The organism is Tenacibaculum sp. Ill (genome assembly GCF_051938915.1).
GTDB classification, from domain to species: domain Bacteria; phylum Bacteroidota; class Bacteroidia; order Flavobacteriales; family Flavobacteriaceae; genus Polaribacter; species Polaribacter larymnensis.
This window is the reverse complement of record NZ_JBPSCW010000002.1, coordinates 416,069-432,471: the sequence shown is the minus strand read 5'-3', so window position 1 is coordinate 432,471 and position 16,403 is coordinate 416,069. Positions and strand designations below refer to the sequence as shown.

Sequence of the window (16,403 nt, the reverse complement as noted above, 5' to 3'; positions counted from 1 at the left end):
TTAGCGCAAAGTGTGGTTATAAAAATGAGCTTAGCGTTTTTGATAGGTCGCAAATCCTGATAAGCGTGCAGAAGCGAACAGGGCTTTTCCGTCTTCTAACGTGATTTTTGCACCTTCTGGGTATTGGATTTCGATTTCGGTAATGGTGTCGTCTTCCAACAGGGCAAATGAGCCTAGTTTGAAATAGTGGTTACCGCTTTCGGTAGCGCCTAAAATGTCACAAATCGGTAGTTCAATCAGGATTTCGTTTTTTTGCTTGACTACAACCATCGATTGCATTAAGGTATTTGGAACTTTGGCAATGCTATAAGCAATGTCTTGCTCTGGTTTGCTAGCATCATCAATGGCGCATTTAAACGTGATGCCATTGGCTACAAACACACGTCCTTTGACTAAGGAATTCCCATCAAAATTGGTCACGCCTCTTTTGGCTACTGACGAACCTGTTAACAGGGACACCGTACCGCCTACATCTACTTTTTTGTTGGCGTATAAAAAGCTTGGCATGGGCTTCATCGCACTGATGTTCCACTTTTCGTTTTCTTTGCGTTTGGAGTTCTTGTATTTTAAATACTCGGTTACTCGTAAATAAGGTTCTTCGTTTCTTAAAAAATTCATCTTTTTCTTTTCTTTTTTTCTCACTAAGTGAGCTTTAGCATTACTTTGATACGTTTGTATCTACTGGTTTTTGTTTCACTGAATACCTCGTATTTTTTTTCGAGGCTATTTTTATTTCTTTAGCTATTAAAATCTTCTACGGTTTCGTAGGAAATATCTTCGGAAATTCCATCGTAGTTAGGACTGGTGTAGCTTGATAAAAAGTCGGTGCTATCTAGCGCAAAGGGTTCGTTCCAATTGTCATAGGGTGACCCTAAAGCGGAATGTAATAGCGGGTTGTTCTGTAACTTTTCATCCAACAGTTCTTTGACAAGTTCGCCTGTTTGGGTGACGGCGGTTCCCATTGCCATGTCTTGTGCAATGGCTTTGCCTGTGGTTTTCCTGTCCAAATAGGCTGCGCCTACGACGCCTGCCAAGGCTAACATGCCTTTTTTGAGCTTGGTGTTTTGCATCGGTAGCTTTTTAGCGGTTACACGTGAAAGCATTGCGCCTGCACTCATACTTAGCAAACTGACTACCGAGTTTTCTATTGATTCTTTTCTCATCGTTTATTTTTTTTGTGTCATCACGTACATGCCTCCTAACAATACGAGTATGCCTGCTCCAACTCCTACATACAACAGCGTGTTGTCTTTTTTGGGGGCTTGTTGTTGTGTTTGTAATTGTAGTTGCATCATTTTTACCAAGTTGTCTACCGAGGTTTGCTGTGCTTGTGCTTGTTGTTCTAACTTGGCTATTAGCATCGGAGCAATGTCCTTGGTTTCTCCATTGGCTTGTTGTACATAGACTGGTTTTCCGTTTCGGGCTTGTTCTATTTGCGACCATGTTCCGCCAACGGTATTGATTATTCCCATTAGATTCGCTCCGTCCCAAAATCCATGAAGTCCGCTTGCTTGTGGTTTAGAAAGTGCTTGACTTTCTAAGGCTTCTTCTTGTTCGGCAAGCAATAGGTGTGTTTGTAACAAATTCATCGTTCTTAGTTTTATACACTTACGGACTTCACCGTTTTGTGGGTTGGACTTCTTTTATTGAGATAGACGACTGCGCCTAACAGTGCAATACCTCCTAGTATCAATGGTGCATTTTCTTTGGCGATTCCTGCAATGCGTTTCTTGTTGGCGTTGCTGACCTCGGCGGGTGTGGCGTTGGCTGCTTGGGCTTTTTCATGGTCTCTTTCTGCTTTGTACTTCGCAATTTTTTGCTTGACTTGGACAATGCTTTGTTTAATGGCATTGAGCTTTTGTTGGTTTGCTTTAATCACTGCATTGGCTTCTTTGATACCTTGGGTTTGTTGACGTTCCAAGGTTTGAAAAGCGCCTTTGATGTGTCCTAGGGACTTTTCTGCATTGCGTAAACTTTCTTCGGCTTTTTTTCTTTTGGATACTGCGCCGTTACACCAAGCGCCTAAGCCTAACGCATCGGCGATGCCTTCTTCTTGGGCTAATTGTTGTTGTTCGGCTTTTATGGCTTGTTCTAAGCGCCGTACTTCTTTTTTTAGGCTTTCCCATTCGGCGGCTTGTCGTCCGTTTTGGAGTGCCTTGTACTTGTTGTCCCATTCGGCTTTTTGCGCCCATACGCCTTTGGCTTGGTTGTTCAATCGACTGGCGATTCCATTGGAGGGACAAAAGCCGTCGAACCAACCGTACAGCCCATACGGAACATGCGTGCCTATGGTGTCAAATTCTTCATTCATAACTTTTTATTTTTTTTGTAAAAACAATACGAGCAAGGCGGAGGCTGCTGCGCCAATACCTACTTGGATTTTTAATCGTTTGCGCTTTTTGGCTTGCTTATCTTCTGCCACATTTTTTTTAAAGCGTTCTTGATAGTCTCGTAGGGCTAATTCATTAGCGGTACGTGTGTTTTGAGCTTCTTCTTTTAGGTATTGGGTGTAGTTTGCATCGTATCGCAACCATACTTTGTAGAGTTCTCGTTGTAAGGGTTGTTCGAAATAATACAGCATTTCTCCGCCTAAATGTGCTTTGGCTCGTAAAGCTTTTACTTTTTCTAAGAGTGGGGTTATTTCTTTTTCATAGCTTTTTTCCCGTCCGTCGTTATAGGTTTTTTGTAAATGGGCTAGGTTGTTTACTAACCATTGTTCTGCATTGGCTTCAAATGGAAATATCGGGTCTAGTCCATAGGTGGATATTTCTTTTCGTACCACAATAAAGCGGTAGTCAGCTACGATGGGGTTGGTCTCGTTTTCCACCACAAAATAGAGCGTTCTACTGTTCACATTGGCTGACTTGGTAAATGCTTCTACCTTGAAATAAGGGGCGTGCTTTTTAAATTCTTCGAAAAAATTATCTATAAATGTTTTTAATTTTTCCGCAAAGGCTAACGCATGGGCTAGGGTTTCTCCGTCGCAATGTTCGTAGGAACTATAAGCGGTTTCATTGCGTAAATGGGCGATGCCTAAATCTACTTCTTTGAATATTTCGTTGAACAAGTGTTGTGTCCTTGCACGGTTTCTAAAAGTGATGGCTTCGCCTAATTGGGTGATTTTTTGTTGTAGCTTGTCTCGTAAATCACGTCTGATTTTAAGCTCTACTACTGAGGCATCGTAATACGAACCACTGCACGAGTTCATTTCTTGTATGAATTCACTCACGGCATAGTTCACTAGTTTTCCAACGCCTTTTACCAGTTCTCCGCCAATAGCTCCTGATAAGCCTTGGGTTTTTGGGGTCATTAGTACATCGTCAGATTGGTGTATGTCCTGTTCTTTGAATGTTTGTAAGGTGCCGTCTATGGTATAGTACCCGTCGTTTAGGTCAAATGTGTGTTGGTTTTTTGGAACTATTACATATACATGACTGTAACCCTCGCCCTCTTGTTGTATAACACGTCGCAAGTAGTGTGTAACCCCACAATTTAATAACACACTGCTTGCGAAAATGCTATAACTTTTGCAATCCAATCCTTGTGAGCGAGTCGCCCAAGCACAGGCAGGGCTACGTAATAATTGGTCGTAGGTATCTATCTTGTATTGTAGATGCTGATACAAAAACCTGTGTAGCTCCTTACATAATTTTTGTAAGGGGTGCTTTGCAAATTTTTCTTGGGATAGCTTTTGGGTGTGGTGTTGGTATTTATATACCCACAATGCCATACTTTCAATTGCTACCTTGGTGTCTCCGTTGGCAATTTTTACACTACTACAGTCGCTATGTGGAAGTAACTTGTCGTATGTACTTCCTTTTTGGATGGGTCTGTATAAGATGGTATTAATTGCCTCGGGATTCACTTCTTTTTCTTTTGCTGAGTCAAAAGTACTTGAAGTGTTTTGTGGGTGTTCAGGGTTTGAAAGGCTTCGCTAAGTTATGCTGTAATTAGCTAACTTTTGGGAGGGTTTGGTTAGATTTGAGAGGGTTTACAATGTTTTAAATTTTCTCAAAATATTCTTCTTCAGTTGTCATCTTAAGATACTTTTCTAAATGCTTTGCTTGATTATATACATACCCATCATATCCTACGCTTTTCAATAGTAATTTACTAATCAAAGTAAATAGTTTTGCAGAAACATACATCATATAAATATCAATTGTATTTTCATCTTTTTCCTCTTGGGTTTTGAGTAAAATATTCCCATGTAATAGATCGTTACGATGTTCGATTATATTAATATCGTGCAGTGTTAATTTTATTCCTAATTGCTCAAATGGACGAGTTAATTTCTCGCTATTGGTTAGGCGTTTTTTGTTGACAGGTTTATTAAACTCATTTAATCGTCTTTTTATTTTTAAAATACTTTCATCTGTTAAGTTAGTAGCTTTATCATCAATAACCTTGTGAAGTTCTTTTAGTATTTTATTTTTGAGTTCATCATCTTTTATAGGTCTCTCTGTTCCTGTTTCTTCTACACCCAAATGCTTTGATAATTGTTCAATAATCACAGCAAAAGAACTTGGAATTACCAATAATGACTTTAATGAAGTAACTTCCAATATGACTAAAATAGCTATTGAAAACTCAGGTTCATTATGAATTTTATGAGTTAAGTTTGATAATGTTTTTAACGAAATTCTTGTCAGTTTTTGATACCATTCATCTGCAACTGCTTTATCAAAATCCTTTTTATATGGATTTGTTACAATAGGGATATACATTCCTTTTATTGAGGGTCTGATATAGTTAGAGTAATAAACATTTCCTCTATCATCAAACACGAATTTTTCCCCTCCTACCATAAAGCTACTAATGAAACCTATTGCTTGCTGAATGGAAAAACAAGACTTTGAAAATTCATCATAGCTCTGTTCTTCTAAGCATTCAAAAATATAATATCCTTTTGTTTCATCTTTAAATTGTATAACATCATACGTTTTTCCTTGTAATTTAATACGTAAACAATTATAAGAGTACTTTTCTTCTTCAATTTGATAAGAAACGGTTTCAAATTCTCTATGAAATGTTTTAATCTCATTTACATCAACTTCGTAGAATGCCTTATAAGTACTCTCTTTACAAAACTCTTTTGAGTAAAATTCTTTTAGTTCGAACTTTGTTTGAAAATCTACCGATTCACCTACTCTTATATTTGTACTATTCGAAACGCTACCTGTTGTTTTTGTTTCATAAAAAACATTATCAACCTTAAAGGGTAAATCAATAGAACCTTCGTCTATTTCTTCTTCAATCCTTTCTTTCACTTCTAGTTTAAAACCACCTAATTCTCTTGATAAAACTGCTGGTATTGATTCATTATCTACTAAGTGAGCTTTGTGCTTATTAAAAGAGGTCAGCTTATCTATAACCTGTAATTCTTTTTCAAAATCTTTAGCGTTTTCTATCTTTTGGGTTGACTTTTTCATTTTTAGCAACTGTGTGGAAAAATTATACTTATTTCTCTTCTTTACATATTTTTTCGTCTTCTTTTCTCAACTTTTTAATCTCAAGATGGGTAATATCTTTTATTGGGAAAATAAAATTGGTTTCTTGTTTTAAATCTCTAAGAAAAATAAAATCAGAAGTTTTACCTAGAAAAACAAGTTCAGAATGACTTTCAATCGGTTTATTTTTATAATTAAACTTGACATCACTTGTCTCATGGTGTATTGTTTTTTCAATAAGTGTCTTTTGGTAATAAGTGAGTGAGAATAGAACAGTCATTATTAATAAAATGACATGTATAAAATTAATTACTCTTTTGTTACTAAAACGATAAATAATTGTATAAACAATACTAATCCATATTATCAAGCATAAAATTGTTGATACCCCTGATGTTAAAAATGGTCTATATTCCTTAAATGCACCATCAAATGGAGAAAACAATAAATCGAAAATAATAGATGAGAAAACAACAAAAAACAACCATAATAATATTTTGATTAACAAGCTGATAAAAAAAGATAATAATTCTGAAAAATGAGCAAAAGCTCTTCTACAGCTACCTTTTCTTAGTTTATGTAAAAATAAAATTAAAGACCTTAATGATTTTTGATGTGATTCATTAAAAATTAGGTTAATATTTACTTTCTTATTTGATTGTATTCTTCTAAGTCTTTTCTCGGCTGGTGTTAAATGTGAATCGTCAAAAGATTTTTCTTTATTCGTTTTATCTGAATCATCTCTTGGAAGAATAGCTATAAAAATCATGTAGCATAATCCTAGAAAAAGGGTTATAAATAAGGGAATAACCATAGAAACAAAAGAAAAGAGTAGTTCCGATATATTGAGATAGTGAAATATTTCTATATTAAAAAAACCATAGTAAATATAGTAGTTATAGTACCCTAAAAAGATAGCTATAGGGTAAATAATAGGAATGAACTTTGTAATGTTTTCTATTTTCTCTTTCATCTTTTTTTAGTCATAGTAATGCTCTTTGTAAAGATACAATGATTTTATACTTTTTTAAAAGTCTCTTAATTTTATGGAAGCGTATTTTAAAGGTTTACTTGTTTCCGTAAAATAATAATACTCGCTTTTGTATCTTTAAAGTCTTTTAATTTAAAACAAGAAAAACTATGGAAGTAATTAAAAAAAGTGACTTATTAAAAAGTACTTATGAGTACAAATGGACTATAGAAGATGGCGACAATCCAAAAATAACAGGAAAACCTGATAAAGATAGGTTGGATAGAAGTGAGGGGTATGAAATGGTTGACTTCATCAATTATATTTGTAAAACTTTCAATTTAACCACGAAAAAAGAAGCTTTTGAAATAGAAGAACTATTACAAAACAAAGTTCCATCTAATATGGTAATGAAAGATGAAATTGAAGAAAAGCTGAGTAGCCTTCTTTTTGTAAAAGAAAGAGTTAAAAACTTTGTTAAAGACAAACAAAAATCTTTATATGAATCTATTAATGAGAGGTTTCAAGAAGGGGATAAAAAAGATGAGTAGGAATAATCATAAAAAAACCTTTTCTTTCTGTAAATATTTTTAAATAAATGAGTTATGACAGAAAAAGTAGATAAGAAAAATCAAATTAAAGAGATAGTTAACTCACTTTCTTGGGTGTTGATTAATTCTTTGGGAAAGTTAAAGATTAGTAAGAGCAGTTATTATTATCTTGTAGTTGTTCCTATTTTAGTAAAGGTGTTAGATGAGATTGAAAGTCCTTTACAATTATTGGTATTTGGCTCTCATTTAGAATTAAATATAAAACTTCCTTTTAGTTGGTATCTGTTTTATTTTGGAGCTATTTTTATCGCTGTGGGTTCGATAATTTATCAGTTATTTTGTCCAGAACTTATAAAAAACTATAAGAATTATGGAGAGTTTTTAAATGCTGGAGAATCCGATAGTTATTTAGAAGAAACAAGAAAAAGATTCGATATATCAATTTTTAGTAGATTTCTATTTCTTGAAAAGCCATATATAGAAAACAAAAGAAAAGAAAAAATTGAAATCGAAACATATCATAGAGGATTAAAAGAAACCGACTATAAGGAAGTTGAGAAAATAATAGGTTATGAACCTAACATAAAATATCAAGAGGAGAGAAAAAATTATTTTAATGATTTATATAGAGTAGTAAAATATAGTAATAGAAAATTAATTTACTTTTCGTTTTTCTTTTATGTTATAGGTTTTATCGCTTTTTTATGGGTAATACTTCAAAATATAAAGTTTGTAGTAAAACATTTATTTATACAATGACATTATTAGGTTTTTAAACAGAAAAGAGGAAGTGATTAAAACTTCCTCTTTTCTATACTAAATCATATACTTCTAAAAATCGTCGTACCTCACTTGGGCGTAATTTCTTTTTATGTTTGGCAACCTCAAAAGGTAAATGGCGTATCTCTGCGATAATCTCATTAATCGTTACACGCATTTCTCTCTCTGGTAGGTAATAGTATTTCTCAAATAGTTTCTTTTTACTGTAAATAGCGGTCATTATTCGTGTGTTTACTGCTAATAGGCTTTCTCATAGACATACCCTGTAATGGTATTATTGCCATCATACACATATACCTTTTTGGGTTCGTGTACGTAACTGGTGCTTCCTGACATTAGAATGTAATTGATAAGGCTCTGGTTGTCTAGCTTGTAATAGTAACGCAGGGTTACTCGAATGATAAATGTTTCAAACTGACAAAAAAATTCTTCTTCGCTTATTCTACCGTCTTCATGGTGTTTTTTTCCTCCGATATTGTCTTGATGCTCTTTAACAAAACTTAACAGCTTTTCGTAAGTGTTGGCTTGCAAGTAAGCGACATACATCGGGTCTTGCTCTTTGGTTTTAGGTGGAGCTTCCGTTGTTCCTCCTTGTAATACTAATTCGTTTTCTAACATACTTTTTAGACTGTGTGCATTTCCATAAAATCTCGTATCGTTTACATTGGTTACGTTTCTTGCGAGCATGGTAATGCCTTGTTCTTCGTCTTTGTAATTGGTATTGTGAGTAATTAGTATTGCTTCGTTAGGGTATCTCGGGTGCTTATGGATAGCTATTGTGGGTAAAATATGTTCTATCGCTCCTGATGTTCCTGTGATTACTATATTACCATTTGCTGATTGTTGTATTTTCATGTTCTCTTTTTAATTGTACTTCTCTTTTTGCGTTTCCTTGCGCTTTATTGCGTTTTTCTTGCGTCTTCCAATACTGCTTTTCTTCTTGGAGTTCACACCATTTTTGATAACTGTTCATTGCTTATTTTTTATCTAATTCTGATCTCCCAACGATAGACTGATTTACTGGCGAGCTTAATGGGTATTTCGGGGTTTCAGAGTTTCAGTCTCATACTACAAACCCTTTTTCTGTGTTGGTTGATGCTTTGTTGTTCTTTTTATGCGGTTACTATTGTCATGATATGTTGTTTGGTTTGGTTGTCAAAAAACATAAGCTTATTGGTAGCGCCTACATATTTTGATTTTTGAAACCGTTTGTACATGCTATTGATTAAGGTGTTTATAGTTTTATTGTTTTTACTCAAATGGTTATACCAAACGGGGTTTGCATAGGTGGTATGGCTTGTTTTATACTTTAAATGACTATTCCCATTTTTTAAGAGGATAACCATTTTTAGCTTGCTACATTTTGGACAGGTGATTTTGTGTTCTGTTCCGCAATGGCATCGGTTTTCTTTTTTGCTCATTTTTTAGATTCTGTTTTGATTGTTATAGTGTATCATAGTGGGCAATGCTGACAGATAGCTATGTGGTAGGTTGGTTTGTACATAGGTATATAGCTGTTTTGCCGTATAATTACCCTTTTCATATTTCTTGATAGCTGTTGTAATTTTCTTTTGATAGGTCGCTTTGCGCTTTCTTGCGTTTGTTGTTGCGCTTTTTTTTGTTTGTTTTTTTCCTGATACTTCACATGGGTTTTCCATACTTTGTGTAGTCCAAAAAAGCCTATTTCATGGGATTGGGTACGTGTTTTATCAAAGTATAACGAGGGATACAATGCGGTTACTTGTGATTTGATAAACCACTTGCGGGCAAACTCTAGTTTCCAACGGTATTCTTTGAGCTTTTGAATTAGGGTTGTCTTTTGAGTGATGTTTGTAAACAATTCGTTGTTTAGGTAATTGATGGCTTTTTTCCATTCGCCTACATAGACATTGTGTTGTTTCCACAGTTTTGCAGATGTTTTGATACAATCTTGTAGTAAAATTGCCTTAAATTCTTCAGTCGTTACATTGGCGTAGAGTTCTATTTTTTGCAAATAGTCATAACGCAATCCTTTGTAACTGTCATACACACCGTCTGCCAGTTCTTGGGCTAGTTCTCTATCGTCTTGCAATCGAGCTAAAAAATTATGCGTAAGCGGACTGTTTGTGCCTTGGCTTGGTTTTTCTTGCTTTAAAAAATCAGGCAACAGGGCTTTGACTGCTTTGGAAGTTTGGCACGGGCGAGTGGTTGTTTTCTTGCTTATCACTGTGGTGTTCTTGTAGAAGCCGTCCGCAGGACATGTAAATTCTTCCTTTTGAAACCCTGTGTTATTTACACAGTCTTTTATTTCTTTTTCTTTTAATAAAAAGGTTCTAGTAGTATCATTATTATCTGGTAATTCTTTCCAGTTCTTCTGTTTAAAAAATTGGTTTTCAATTCTTTTGGGTTTTGGAGGATTTCCGTCTAAAATTGTTAGAATTTCAGGGTGAAAATTAACCGTTATGGGTTTGTATTGGTTGGTATATGTATAGTTGATTAAGATGTTGGCTTCTCTAAGGCGTTTGATGTGATTTTGCGCTGTTTTTTTGCAAATAGCAAGCCTTGGTATCTCTGCAATAGTATGTGTTGCTAATTTGCGGTGGTCTATGGTTAGCTTTGGTAAGGCATTTTTTAATACAGTGGTTGGACGATTCATTTCTAAGAGATATGAATTGCGTTGTTTTAATTGGGCGATGTAAAAGCCTACCAAGACATTAAATAAAAGCTCGGTGGTGTACTTGATGGTTGGTTTGCGCTTTTTTGCGATATAGTTTGCGTTTTTTTGCGCATTGAATTTTGCTACAGCTTTGTTGTAGTGAATTGTAAATTCACTACGGTGTTTCTTTGTAAAGTCTGCAACTTGTTGGGCTAGTCTTGGGGTACTAGGAACTATAACCGTTTTGTTATACTCGGCTACGGTTTTGTTGTATATAGTAACTTGTTGATTATAGTTATGTACATATTGACGGTAGTTATCCATCGTACTTTTCATAGCACTTCTATCTAAAAAGGGATAGTTGATATAGTTGTAGTGTTTACTTGTCGCTTTTTCATAGTCTTTTCCCTTTTTTAAAAGTAAATAACCGTGTTGGGTATTAAATTTCTCTACAGCTTTGTTGTATTGCGCATCGTTTAACTTATTGCGCTGCGCATTGTCTTTAAATAGCTTAATGGTTAGTTGGGTGATGGCATCCAACGTTTTATTACGTAAATGCTCATGTACTTTTTGATTGTACAATCCTATCGCTGTGAGCGATACATTACTTTTTTTCATATCTTTGAGGTTCTTAAAAGGTTCTGCGTCCTTGCAGAATTTTTTTCTTTTTCATAGCAATTTTTTAAACGGTTAGTGACAGCTAACCGTTTTTTGCTTTAAAAAAGTAACCCACAACCTGAATGTTGTGAGCTACTTACAATAAGTGCTTACTTATCGCTGTGGTGTCTTTGCGCTTTTTGCGTTTTTTTAATCGCTGTCTTACTTCTTCATTATGCTTTTTCTTCAACAATTGATAAAAATATTCTTCATCGTATTTATGCTTTTCATTCTTTTTTGTAGGCTTTTCTTTTGGTTTTACATTATCATTTACAATAACAGACAAAAACAACTCTCTTTCGGAAGCCGTTAGTTTTCCGAAGTGCTGCATCGTTAATGTCAAGTTATTTTGTAGCATATATTAATTAAATGACGAATTTCCACGCATTTATACCATTTTTTTGTAAATTCGTCGAAATTCAGAGCGCAAATATAACGATGATTTTCGCTTATTTAAGATTTATAACGATGATTTTCGCTTCTTCAAAACAAAGATTAAAGCATTATCTTGATACTAAAGGTATTAGTAAAGCTAAATTTTACAGAGATACTGGTATTAAAAGAGGTTTTCTTGATTCTGACAAATTAAATAGCTCAATTTCTGATACCTTTTTAGCAACAATTACAGATGTTTATAAAGATTTAAGCTTATCATGGTTGATAGCTGAGACAGGTAAAATGGAAGTAAACAGTACTGATGCAAAATGGATAGAATATGGACAGTTTAAATTAGTTCCATTAATAAGTAAAAGGGCTAGAGCTGGTTTTTTATCTGGTTGGGAAGACGACGAATATATAGAAGAACTACCTAAAATCCCATGGGAAGTGGATAGAGAATATAAGGGAAACTATCTTACATTTGAAGTTGTTGGTGATAGTATGGAGTGTGATAGCCCAAGAGAAAGTATACTGGAAGGTGATTTACTTTTGGGGAGAGAAGTAAGAAATGAGTACTGGACAAGTAAACTACACATTCATAAATGGGATTTTATCATTGTTCATAAAACCGAAGGAATTTTAGTAAAAAGAATTATTGAACATGATGTTTCAAGTGGTAAACTAATACTGAAAAGTCTTAATCCCTACTATGAAGACCAGACAGTTTACATGAATGACTTAACAGGAATATTTAATATTGTAGATATAAAACGTTCAAGAAGAAGATAATTTACTACAATTAAAGTATTTAAACTAAGTTTTAAAATAAAAAAGAGTACCTTTAAAAGTACCTGTTATTACAAAAAAGTCATAAAAAAAACCAATTACAAAAATGCTGACTAACACTTATATAATTGATTTTTAGTACCAAAGGTGGGACTCGAACCCACACGCCCTTGCGAGCATCGGATTTTGAATCCGACGTGTCTACCAATTCCACCACTTTGGCTTTTGGAGAGTGCAAATCTATAAAATATTTCATTTAAAATATCTTTTAAACTCTTAAAATAGTTTTATTTTTGCCTCAACAACAACACTAACTAAAAATATCTTTTTGTAAATGGCTACAAATCAATTAAGCCCAAAAATCTTTGCATGTTCTCAAAGTGTCGAACTAGCAGAAGAAATTGCCAATGCCTACGGTACCAAACTAGGAAATGTAATTACTACACATTTTAGTGATGGTGAATTTCAACCTGCTTTTGAAGAATCAATTAGAGGGCGAAGAGTTTTCATTGTAGGATCAACTTTTCCTTCTACTGATAACTTAATGGAAATGTTATTAATGTGTGATGCTGCTAAACGTGCTTCTGCAAGACATATTACTGCTGTAATGCCTTATTTTGGTTGGGCTCGCCAAGACAGAAAAGACAAGCCCCGTGTGGCAATTGGAGCTAAACTAGTAGCTAAATTGTTAGAAACTGCTGGAGCCACTAGAATTATGACCATGGATTTACATGCTGATCAAATTCAAGGCTTCTTTGAAAAACCAGTAGATCATTTATTCGCATCTACCATCTTTTTACCATACGTTAAAAGTTTAAAGTTAGATAACTTAACTATCGCTTCACCTGATATGGGAGGGTCTAAAAGAGCTTATGCCTATTCTAAATACTTAGAAAGTGATGTTGTTATTTGCTATAAACAACGTCAAAAAGCCAATGTAATTTCTCATATGGAGTTAATTGGTGAAGTAGAAGGTAAGAATGTTATTCTTGTAGATGACATGATAGATACTGGAGGAACACTCACCAAAGCAGCTGATTTAATGATGGAGCGTGGTGCCAAAAGTGTACGCGCTATTTGTACACACCCAATTCTTTCTGGTAATGCTTATGAAAGAATTCAAAACTCGCAATTAACAGAGCTAATCGTTTCAGATACAATCCCTTTAAAAAAGAACATTTCTAAAATAAAAGTTGTATCTTGCGCCGCTTTGTTCGCTGATGTGATGCATAAAGTTCAAGACAACACATCTATTAGCGATCAATTTTTAATGTAAATAAACTTAATAAACAAAGTAATGAAATCAATTACAATCAAAGGATCTCAAAGAGAAAGCGTAGGTAAAAAAGCAACCAAAGCCTTACGTAATGCTGGAAAGGTTCCTTGCGTATTATACGGAGGAGACAAGCCTGTTCACTTTTCAGCTGACGAAAAATCGTTCAAGCCATTAGTATATACTCCAGACGTATTTACTGCTACGATTGAATTAGATGGTGTAACATATAATGCTGTGTTACAAGATATACAGTTCCACCCAGTACATGATAGCATTTTACACGTAGACTTCTACCAATTATTTGAAGATAAGGCTGTAACTATGGATATTCCTGTGCGTTTAGTAGGATCTTCTAAAGGTGTTATGGTAGGGGGTGCTTTACGTCACAACTTACGTAAATTAAAAGTAAAAGCATTACCTGCTAACTTACCAGATTTTATCGAAGCTGATATTACTGAGTTAGAAATTGGTAATAAACTATATGTTACTGAGTTAAAGAATGATAAATATACTTTCTTACACCCAGACAACACAGTAGTTGCTCAAGTTCGTATGTCTCGTAATGCTGCTAAAGCAGCTTCTGAAGCAGAAGCATAGACCACAAAACTATAATCATACAAAAGCGTTACCGAGTGTAGCGCTTTTTTTTATTTTTGACGTATGATTTTTAATACTCTTTGGAAAAGATTATTTGGTTTTTCTAAAACACATTCAATAGCTACAGAAGACGATACAATGAAGAAATTTTTAATAGTAGGTTTAGGTAATATTGGTGAAAAATATGACAATACACGTCATAATATTGGCTTTAAAATAGTAGATGCTTTCGTAAAAGAACATGAAGGCTCTTTTGAATCTGAAAAGTTAGGTGATGTAGCTAAACTTAAAATAAAAGGTAAGACAGTTATCGTTTTAAAACCGAGTACTTATATGAACTTAAGTGGAAAAGCGGTTAAATACTGGATGCAAAAAGAAAACATTCAGGTTGAAAACTTATTAATTATTACCGACGACTTAAATATTGATTTCGGAAAGATTCGTATCAAAGGAAAAGGAAGTTCTGGAGGGCACAACGGACTAAAAGATATTCAAGATAAATTTAACACAGGTGCTTACCCACGTTTTCGCTTTGGTGTAGGAGCTGAATATAGTAAAGGTCGTCAAGTAGATTATGTTTTAGGAGAATGGAATGCTGACGAGGAAAGTGCAATGATTGAACGCATCCCTTTTTCTGTAAAAGCGGTTACCTCTTTTATTACAGCTGGTTTAGCTAATACCATGAATGAGTTTAACGGAAAATAATTAAACTTTACACCGTTAACTCATTAAAAAAATTAATTATCAGAAGCATACCACTCAGCAAAACTAGTATCTGTTTCCTGTAATTTAATGCCATGCAGTTTGATGTTTTCAGGAAGTCTGCTTTGAATTTTCTTAGCAAAATCAATCACCATCATTTCACTTGTTGGCTGATAATCTACTAGAATCACATGATGTCCTCTATTTTTTAGCTCCTGTGCCAACTCAACATGAGGTGTGTTTTTGTTAAACACTGTAGCATGATCAAATACATCAACAATATCTTCTTTTACAATCTTTTTTAGATCTCCAAAGTCAATTACCATACCGTATTTAACATTATTTGTATCTGTAATTGGAGAACCAATCACAGTAACAGAAAGCTTATAACTATGTCCGTGAACATTTTTACACTTTCCGTCATAACCATACAGCGCATGCCCAGTTTCAAAAGTGAACTGTTTGGTAATTCGAATCTTACTCATAAATTTTCTATTTATAAAGAAGCGATAAAATAGCCTTTTTAAAGGTTATTTCTCTACGTTTGTTCTGGTGACTCTTATTTTCTTTTAAACCTTTTGTTAGCTCTATATTTATTAAAAAAATAAATAACTGCAACACCTGCTGCTAAAATAGCGAAGAAAGAATTTCCCATTTTAATACTTGTTTTATTCGCCAAAAGTACGAATTTGCTTTACAACTTTTGTTAAAATCCACACAAAACCTACTGAAACTACAGCACCTATAAATACCGCTAATATAGGATTATGTGCTATCCATTGTCCTACTTCATATCCTGCTTTATAGGCTGTAGAACTTTTTTCTTCTTGAATTAAAAACATTCTTATTTCTTAAATTTTTCTAATGCCTTTTTAGTAAACTCAGACAAAACTAACTTACCTGATGTCTCAGCTCTTTCTATTAACAGCTCTTCCCAATACTCGGTTCCTTTCCATAAAGCTTTTTTCATCTCTGCTAATGCTTCAGGATTGTATGAAGCTAGTTTTTCTGATAAAATCTCAACTTCTTTATCTAATTCACTTTGTGTTTCAAAAACACGGGCGTACAAGCCTTTTTCTTTTGCCCAATATGCACTTTTCCAACTGGTAGCATCTAAGGTTAATTCTGCTAATCCACTAACGCTTATTTTGCGTTCTACGGCTGGCGCAATTACAAACGGACCAATACCTATTGTAAATTCAGAAAGTTTAATAGAAGCGTGCTCTGTGGCTAATACATAATCACAAGCTGCTGCTAAACCAACTCCACCTCCAACTGTTTTTCCTTGAATTCTTCCAACAATTAGTTTTGAACAACGACGCATCGCATTAATTACATTCGCAAATCCCGAGAAAAAAGCTTTCCCGTCTTCTAAATTATCAATCGCTACCAATTCGTCAAAAGATGCACCAGCACAGAAAGCTCGCTCTCCTTCTGATTTTAATACAATTACCGACACCTCATCATTCGTTGAAAGTTTATCAAATTCATTAGCTAAACGTTCTAACAATACACTTGGAAAAGAGTTACTTGCTGGGTGTCCAAATTCTACCGTTGCAATCTTGTTTTCTATGTAGGTGTATAAACTTCCGTTTTCTCTAGTTGTAGTCATTTGTTTTTC

22 protein-coding genes and 1 tRNA gene are annotated in these 16,403 nt (G+C 34.4%); 6 read left to right on the top strand and 17 right to left on the bottom strand.

The features are described from left to right. Positions 1–30 precede the first annotated feature (30 nt). The 7 genes from ACTPNM_RS02080 to ACTPNM_RS02050 form a co-directional block, all read right to left on the bottom strand. On the bottom strand, positions 31–642 hold the full coding sequence (locus ACTPNM_RS02080; RefSeq protein WP_167712650.1) for a hypothetical protein: 612 nt from the start codon (positions 640–642) through the stop codon (positions 31–33). Between the two features lie 95 nt (positions 643–737). Next, on the bottom strand, positions 738–1,163 hold the full coding sequence (locus ACTPNM_RS02075; protein ID WP_147431690.1) for a hypothetical protein: 426 nt from the start codon (positions 1,161–1,163) through the stop codon (positions 738–740). Positions 1,164–1,166: 3 nt separating this feature from the next. Continuing rightward, entirely contained in the window at positions 1,167–1,589 is a 423-nt protein-coding gene (locus ACTPNM_RS02070; RefSeq protein WP_430729452.1) for a hypothetical protein, read from the bottom strand. A gap of 11 nt (positions 1,590–1,600) precedes the next feature. Beyond that, positions 1,601–2,311, bottom strand: coding sequence for a hypothetical protein (locus tag ACTPNM_RS02065; protein WP_440120401.1), 711 nt, complete (start codon positions 2,309–2,311; stop codon positions 1,601–1,603). A 6-nt stretch (positions 2,312–2,317) separates the two neighbouring features. Then, entirely contained in the window at positions 2,318–3,865 is a 1,548-nt protein-coding gene (locus ACTPNM_RS02060; protein WP_440120400.1) for a hypothetical protein, read from the bottom strand. A gap of 136 nt (positions 3,866–4,001) precedes the next feature. After that, a complete protein-coding gene (locus ACTPNM_RS02055; RefSeq protein ID WP_440120399.1) occupies positions 4,002–5,432 on the bottom strand; it encodes a hypothetical protein in 1,431 nt (476 codons plus the stop codon). A 28-nt stretch (positions 5,433–5,460) separates the two neighbouring features. Continuing rightward, on the bottom strand, positions 5,461–6,423 hold the full coding sequence (locus ACTPNM_RS02050) for a hypothetical protein (protein ID WP_440120397.1): 963 nt from the start codon (positions 6,421–6,423) through the stop codon (positions 5,461–5,463). A gap of 167 nt (positions 6,424–6,590) precedes the next feature. Here ACTPNM_RS02050 and ACTPNM_RS02045 point away from each other — a divergent pair, with 167 nt between their 5' ends. Together ACTPNM_RS02045 and ACTPNM_RS02040 are read left to right on the top strand one after the other, a co-directional pair. Continuing rightward, positions 6,591–6,971: a hypothetical protein gene (locus ACTPNM_RS02045; protein ID WP_440120395.1), complete on the top strand. Its 381-nt coding sequence runs from the start codon at positions 6,591–6,593 to the stop codon at positions 6,969–6,971. A 54-nt stretch (positions 6,972–7,025) separates the two neighbouring features. Further along, a complete protein-coding gene (locus tag ACTPNM_RS02040; protein WP_440120394.1) occupies positions 7,026–7,730 on the top strand; it encodes a hypothetical protein in 705 nt (234 codons plus the stop codon). 52 nt (positions 7,731–7,782) lie between these two features. Here the strand turns inward: ACTPNM_RS02040 and ACTPNM_RS02035 are convergent, their stop codons facing one another. The 6 genes from ACTPNM_RS02035 to ACTPNM_RS02010 form a co-directional block, all read right to left on the bottom strand. Beyond that, entirely contained in the window at positions 7,783–7,971 is a 189-nt protein-coding gene (locus tag ACTPNM_RS02035; RefSeq protein ID WP_121146007.1) for a hypothetical protein, read from the bottom strand. A gap of 17 nt (positions 7,972–7,988) precedes the next feature. After that, complete coding sequence (locus tag ACTPNM_RS02030) at positions 7,989–8,606, bottom strand: hypothetical protein (RefSeq protein WP_440120393.1); 618 nt, start codon at positions 8,604–8,606, stop codon at positions 7,989–7,991. Further along, positions 8,578–8,724, bottom strand: coding sequence for a hypothetical protein (locus tag ACTPNM_RS02025; protein ID WP_320244108.1), 147 nt, complete (start codon positions 8,722–8,724; stop codon positions 8,578–8,580). Before ACTPNM_RS02025 ends, ACTPNM_RS02030 begins: the two co-directional genes overlap by 29 nt. A 139-nt stretch (positions 8,725–8,863) precedes the next feature. Next, the gene (locus ACTPNM_RS02020) at positions 8,864–9,172 is read right to left on the bottom strand and encodes a hypothetical protein (protein WP_440120392.1); all 309 of its coding nucleotides are present in this window, start codon (positions 9,170–9,172) and stop codon (positions 8,864–8,866) included. Positions 9,173–9,204: 32 nt separating this feature from the next. After that, positions 9,205–11,004: a hypothetical protein gene (locus tag ACTPNM_RS02015; RefSeq protein ID WP_440120390.1), complete on the bottom strand. Its 1,800-nt coding sequence runs from the start codon at positions 11,002–11,004 to the stop codon at positions 9,205–9,207. Between the two features lie 136 nt (positions 11,005–11,140). Beyond that, positions 11,141–11,401 carry a hypothetical protein gene (locus ACTPNM_RS02010; RefSeq protein WP_440120389.1) on the bottom strand — a complete coding sequence of 87 codons (261 nt, stop codon included), beginning with the start codon at positions 11,399–11,401 and terminating at the stop codon, positions 11,141–11,143. A gap of 110 nt (positions 11,402–11,511) precedes the next feature. Here ACTPNM_RS02010 and ACTPNM_RS02005 point away from each other — a divergent pair, with 110 nt between their 5' ends. Then, positions 11,512–12,210, top strand: a complete 699-nt coding sequence (locus tag ACTPNM_RS02005) for a S24 family peptidase (RefSeq protein WP_440120387.1) — start codon at positions 11,512–11,514, stop codon at positions 12,208–12,210. Between the two features lie 136 nt (positions 12,211–12,346). Here ACTPNM_RS02005 and ACTPNM_RS02000 read toward each other — a convergent pair. Continuing rightward, positions 12,347–12,430, bottom strand: a tRNA-Leu gene (locus ACTPNM_RS02000). A gap of 111 nt (positions 12,431–12,541) precedes the next feature. Between ACTPNM_RS02000 and ACTPNM_RS01995 the strand changes: the two genes are divergently transcribed. The 3 genes from ACTPNM_RS01995 (at position 12,542) to pth (ending at position 14,785) form a co-directional block, all read left to right on the top strand. Continuing rightward, on the top strand, positions 12,542–13,483 hold the full coding sequence (locus ACTPNM_RS01995) for a ribose-phosphate pyrophosphokinase (protein ID WP_099214870.1): 942 nt from the start codon (positions 12,542–12,544) through the stop codon (positions 13,481–13,483). Between the two features lie 21 nt (positions 13,484–13,504). Next, a complete protein-coding gene (locus tag ACTPNM_RS01990) occupies positions 13,505–14,080 on the top strand; it encodes a 50S ribosomal protein L25/general stress protein Ctc (RefSeq protein WP_121146426.1) in 576 nt (191 codons plus the stop codon). Positions 14,081–14,218: 138 nt separating this feature from the next. Further along, positions 14,219–14,785 (top strand): aminoacyl-tRNA hydrolase, encoded by a 567-nt coding sequence (gene pth / locus ACTPNM_RS01985; protein WP_440122815.1) that lies wholly within the window; start codon positions 14,219–14,221, stop codon positions 14,783–14,785. A 32-nt stretch (positions 14,786–14,817) separates the two neighbouring features. Here pth and ACTPNM_RS01980 read toward each other — a convergent pair whose 3' ends face one another. The 3 genes from ACTPNM_RS01980 to ACTPNM_RS01970 form a co-directional block, all read right to left on the bottom strand. Beyond that, on the bottom strand, positions 14,818–15,267 hold the full coding sequence (locus ACTPNM_RS01980) for a 6-pyruvoyl trahydropterin synthase family protein (protein WP_440120386.1): 450 nt from the start codon (positions 15,265–15,267) through the stop codon (positions 14,818–14,820). A gap of 183 nt (positions 15,268–15,450) precedes the next feature. Continuing rightward, positions 15,451–15,624 carry a hypothetical protein gene (locus ACTPNM_RS01975; RefSeq protein WP_440120384.1) on the bottom strand — a complete coding sequence of 58 codons (174 nt, stop codon included), beginning with the start codon at positions 15,622–15,624 and terminating at the stop codon, positions 15,451–15,453. Between the two features lie 2 nt (positions 15,625–15,626). Next, positions 15,627–16,394, bottom strand: a complete 768-nt coding sequence (locus ACTPNM_RS01970) for an enoyl-CoA hydratase/isomerase family protein (protein WP_440122814.1) — start codon at positions 16,392–16,394, stop codon at positions 15,627–15,629. Positions 16,395–16,403: the final 9 nt, after the last annotated feature.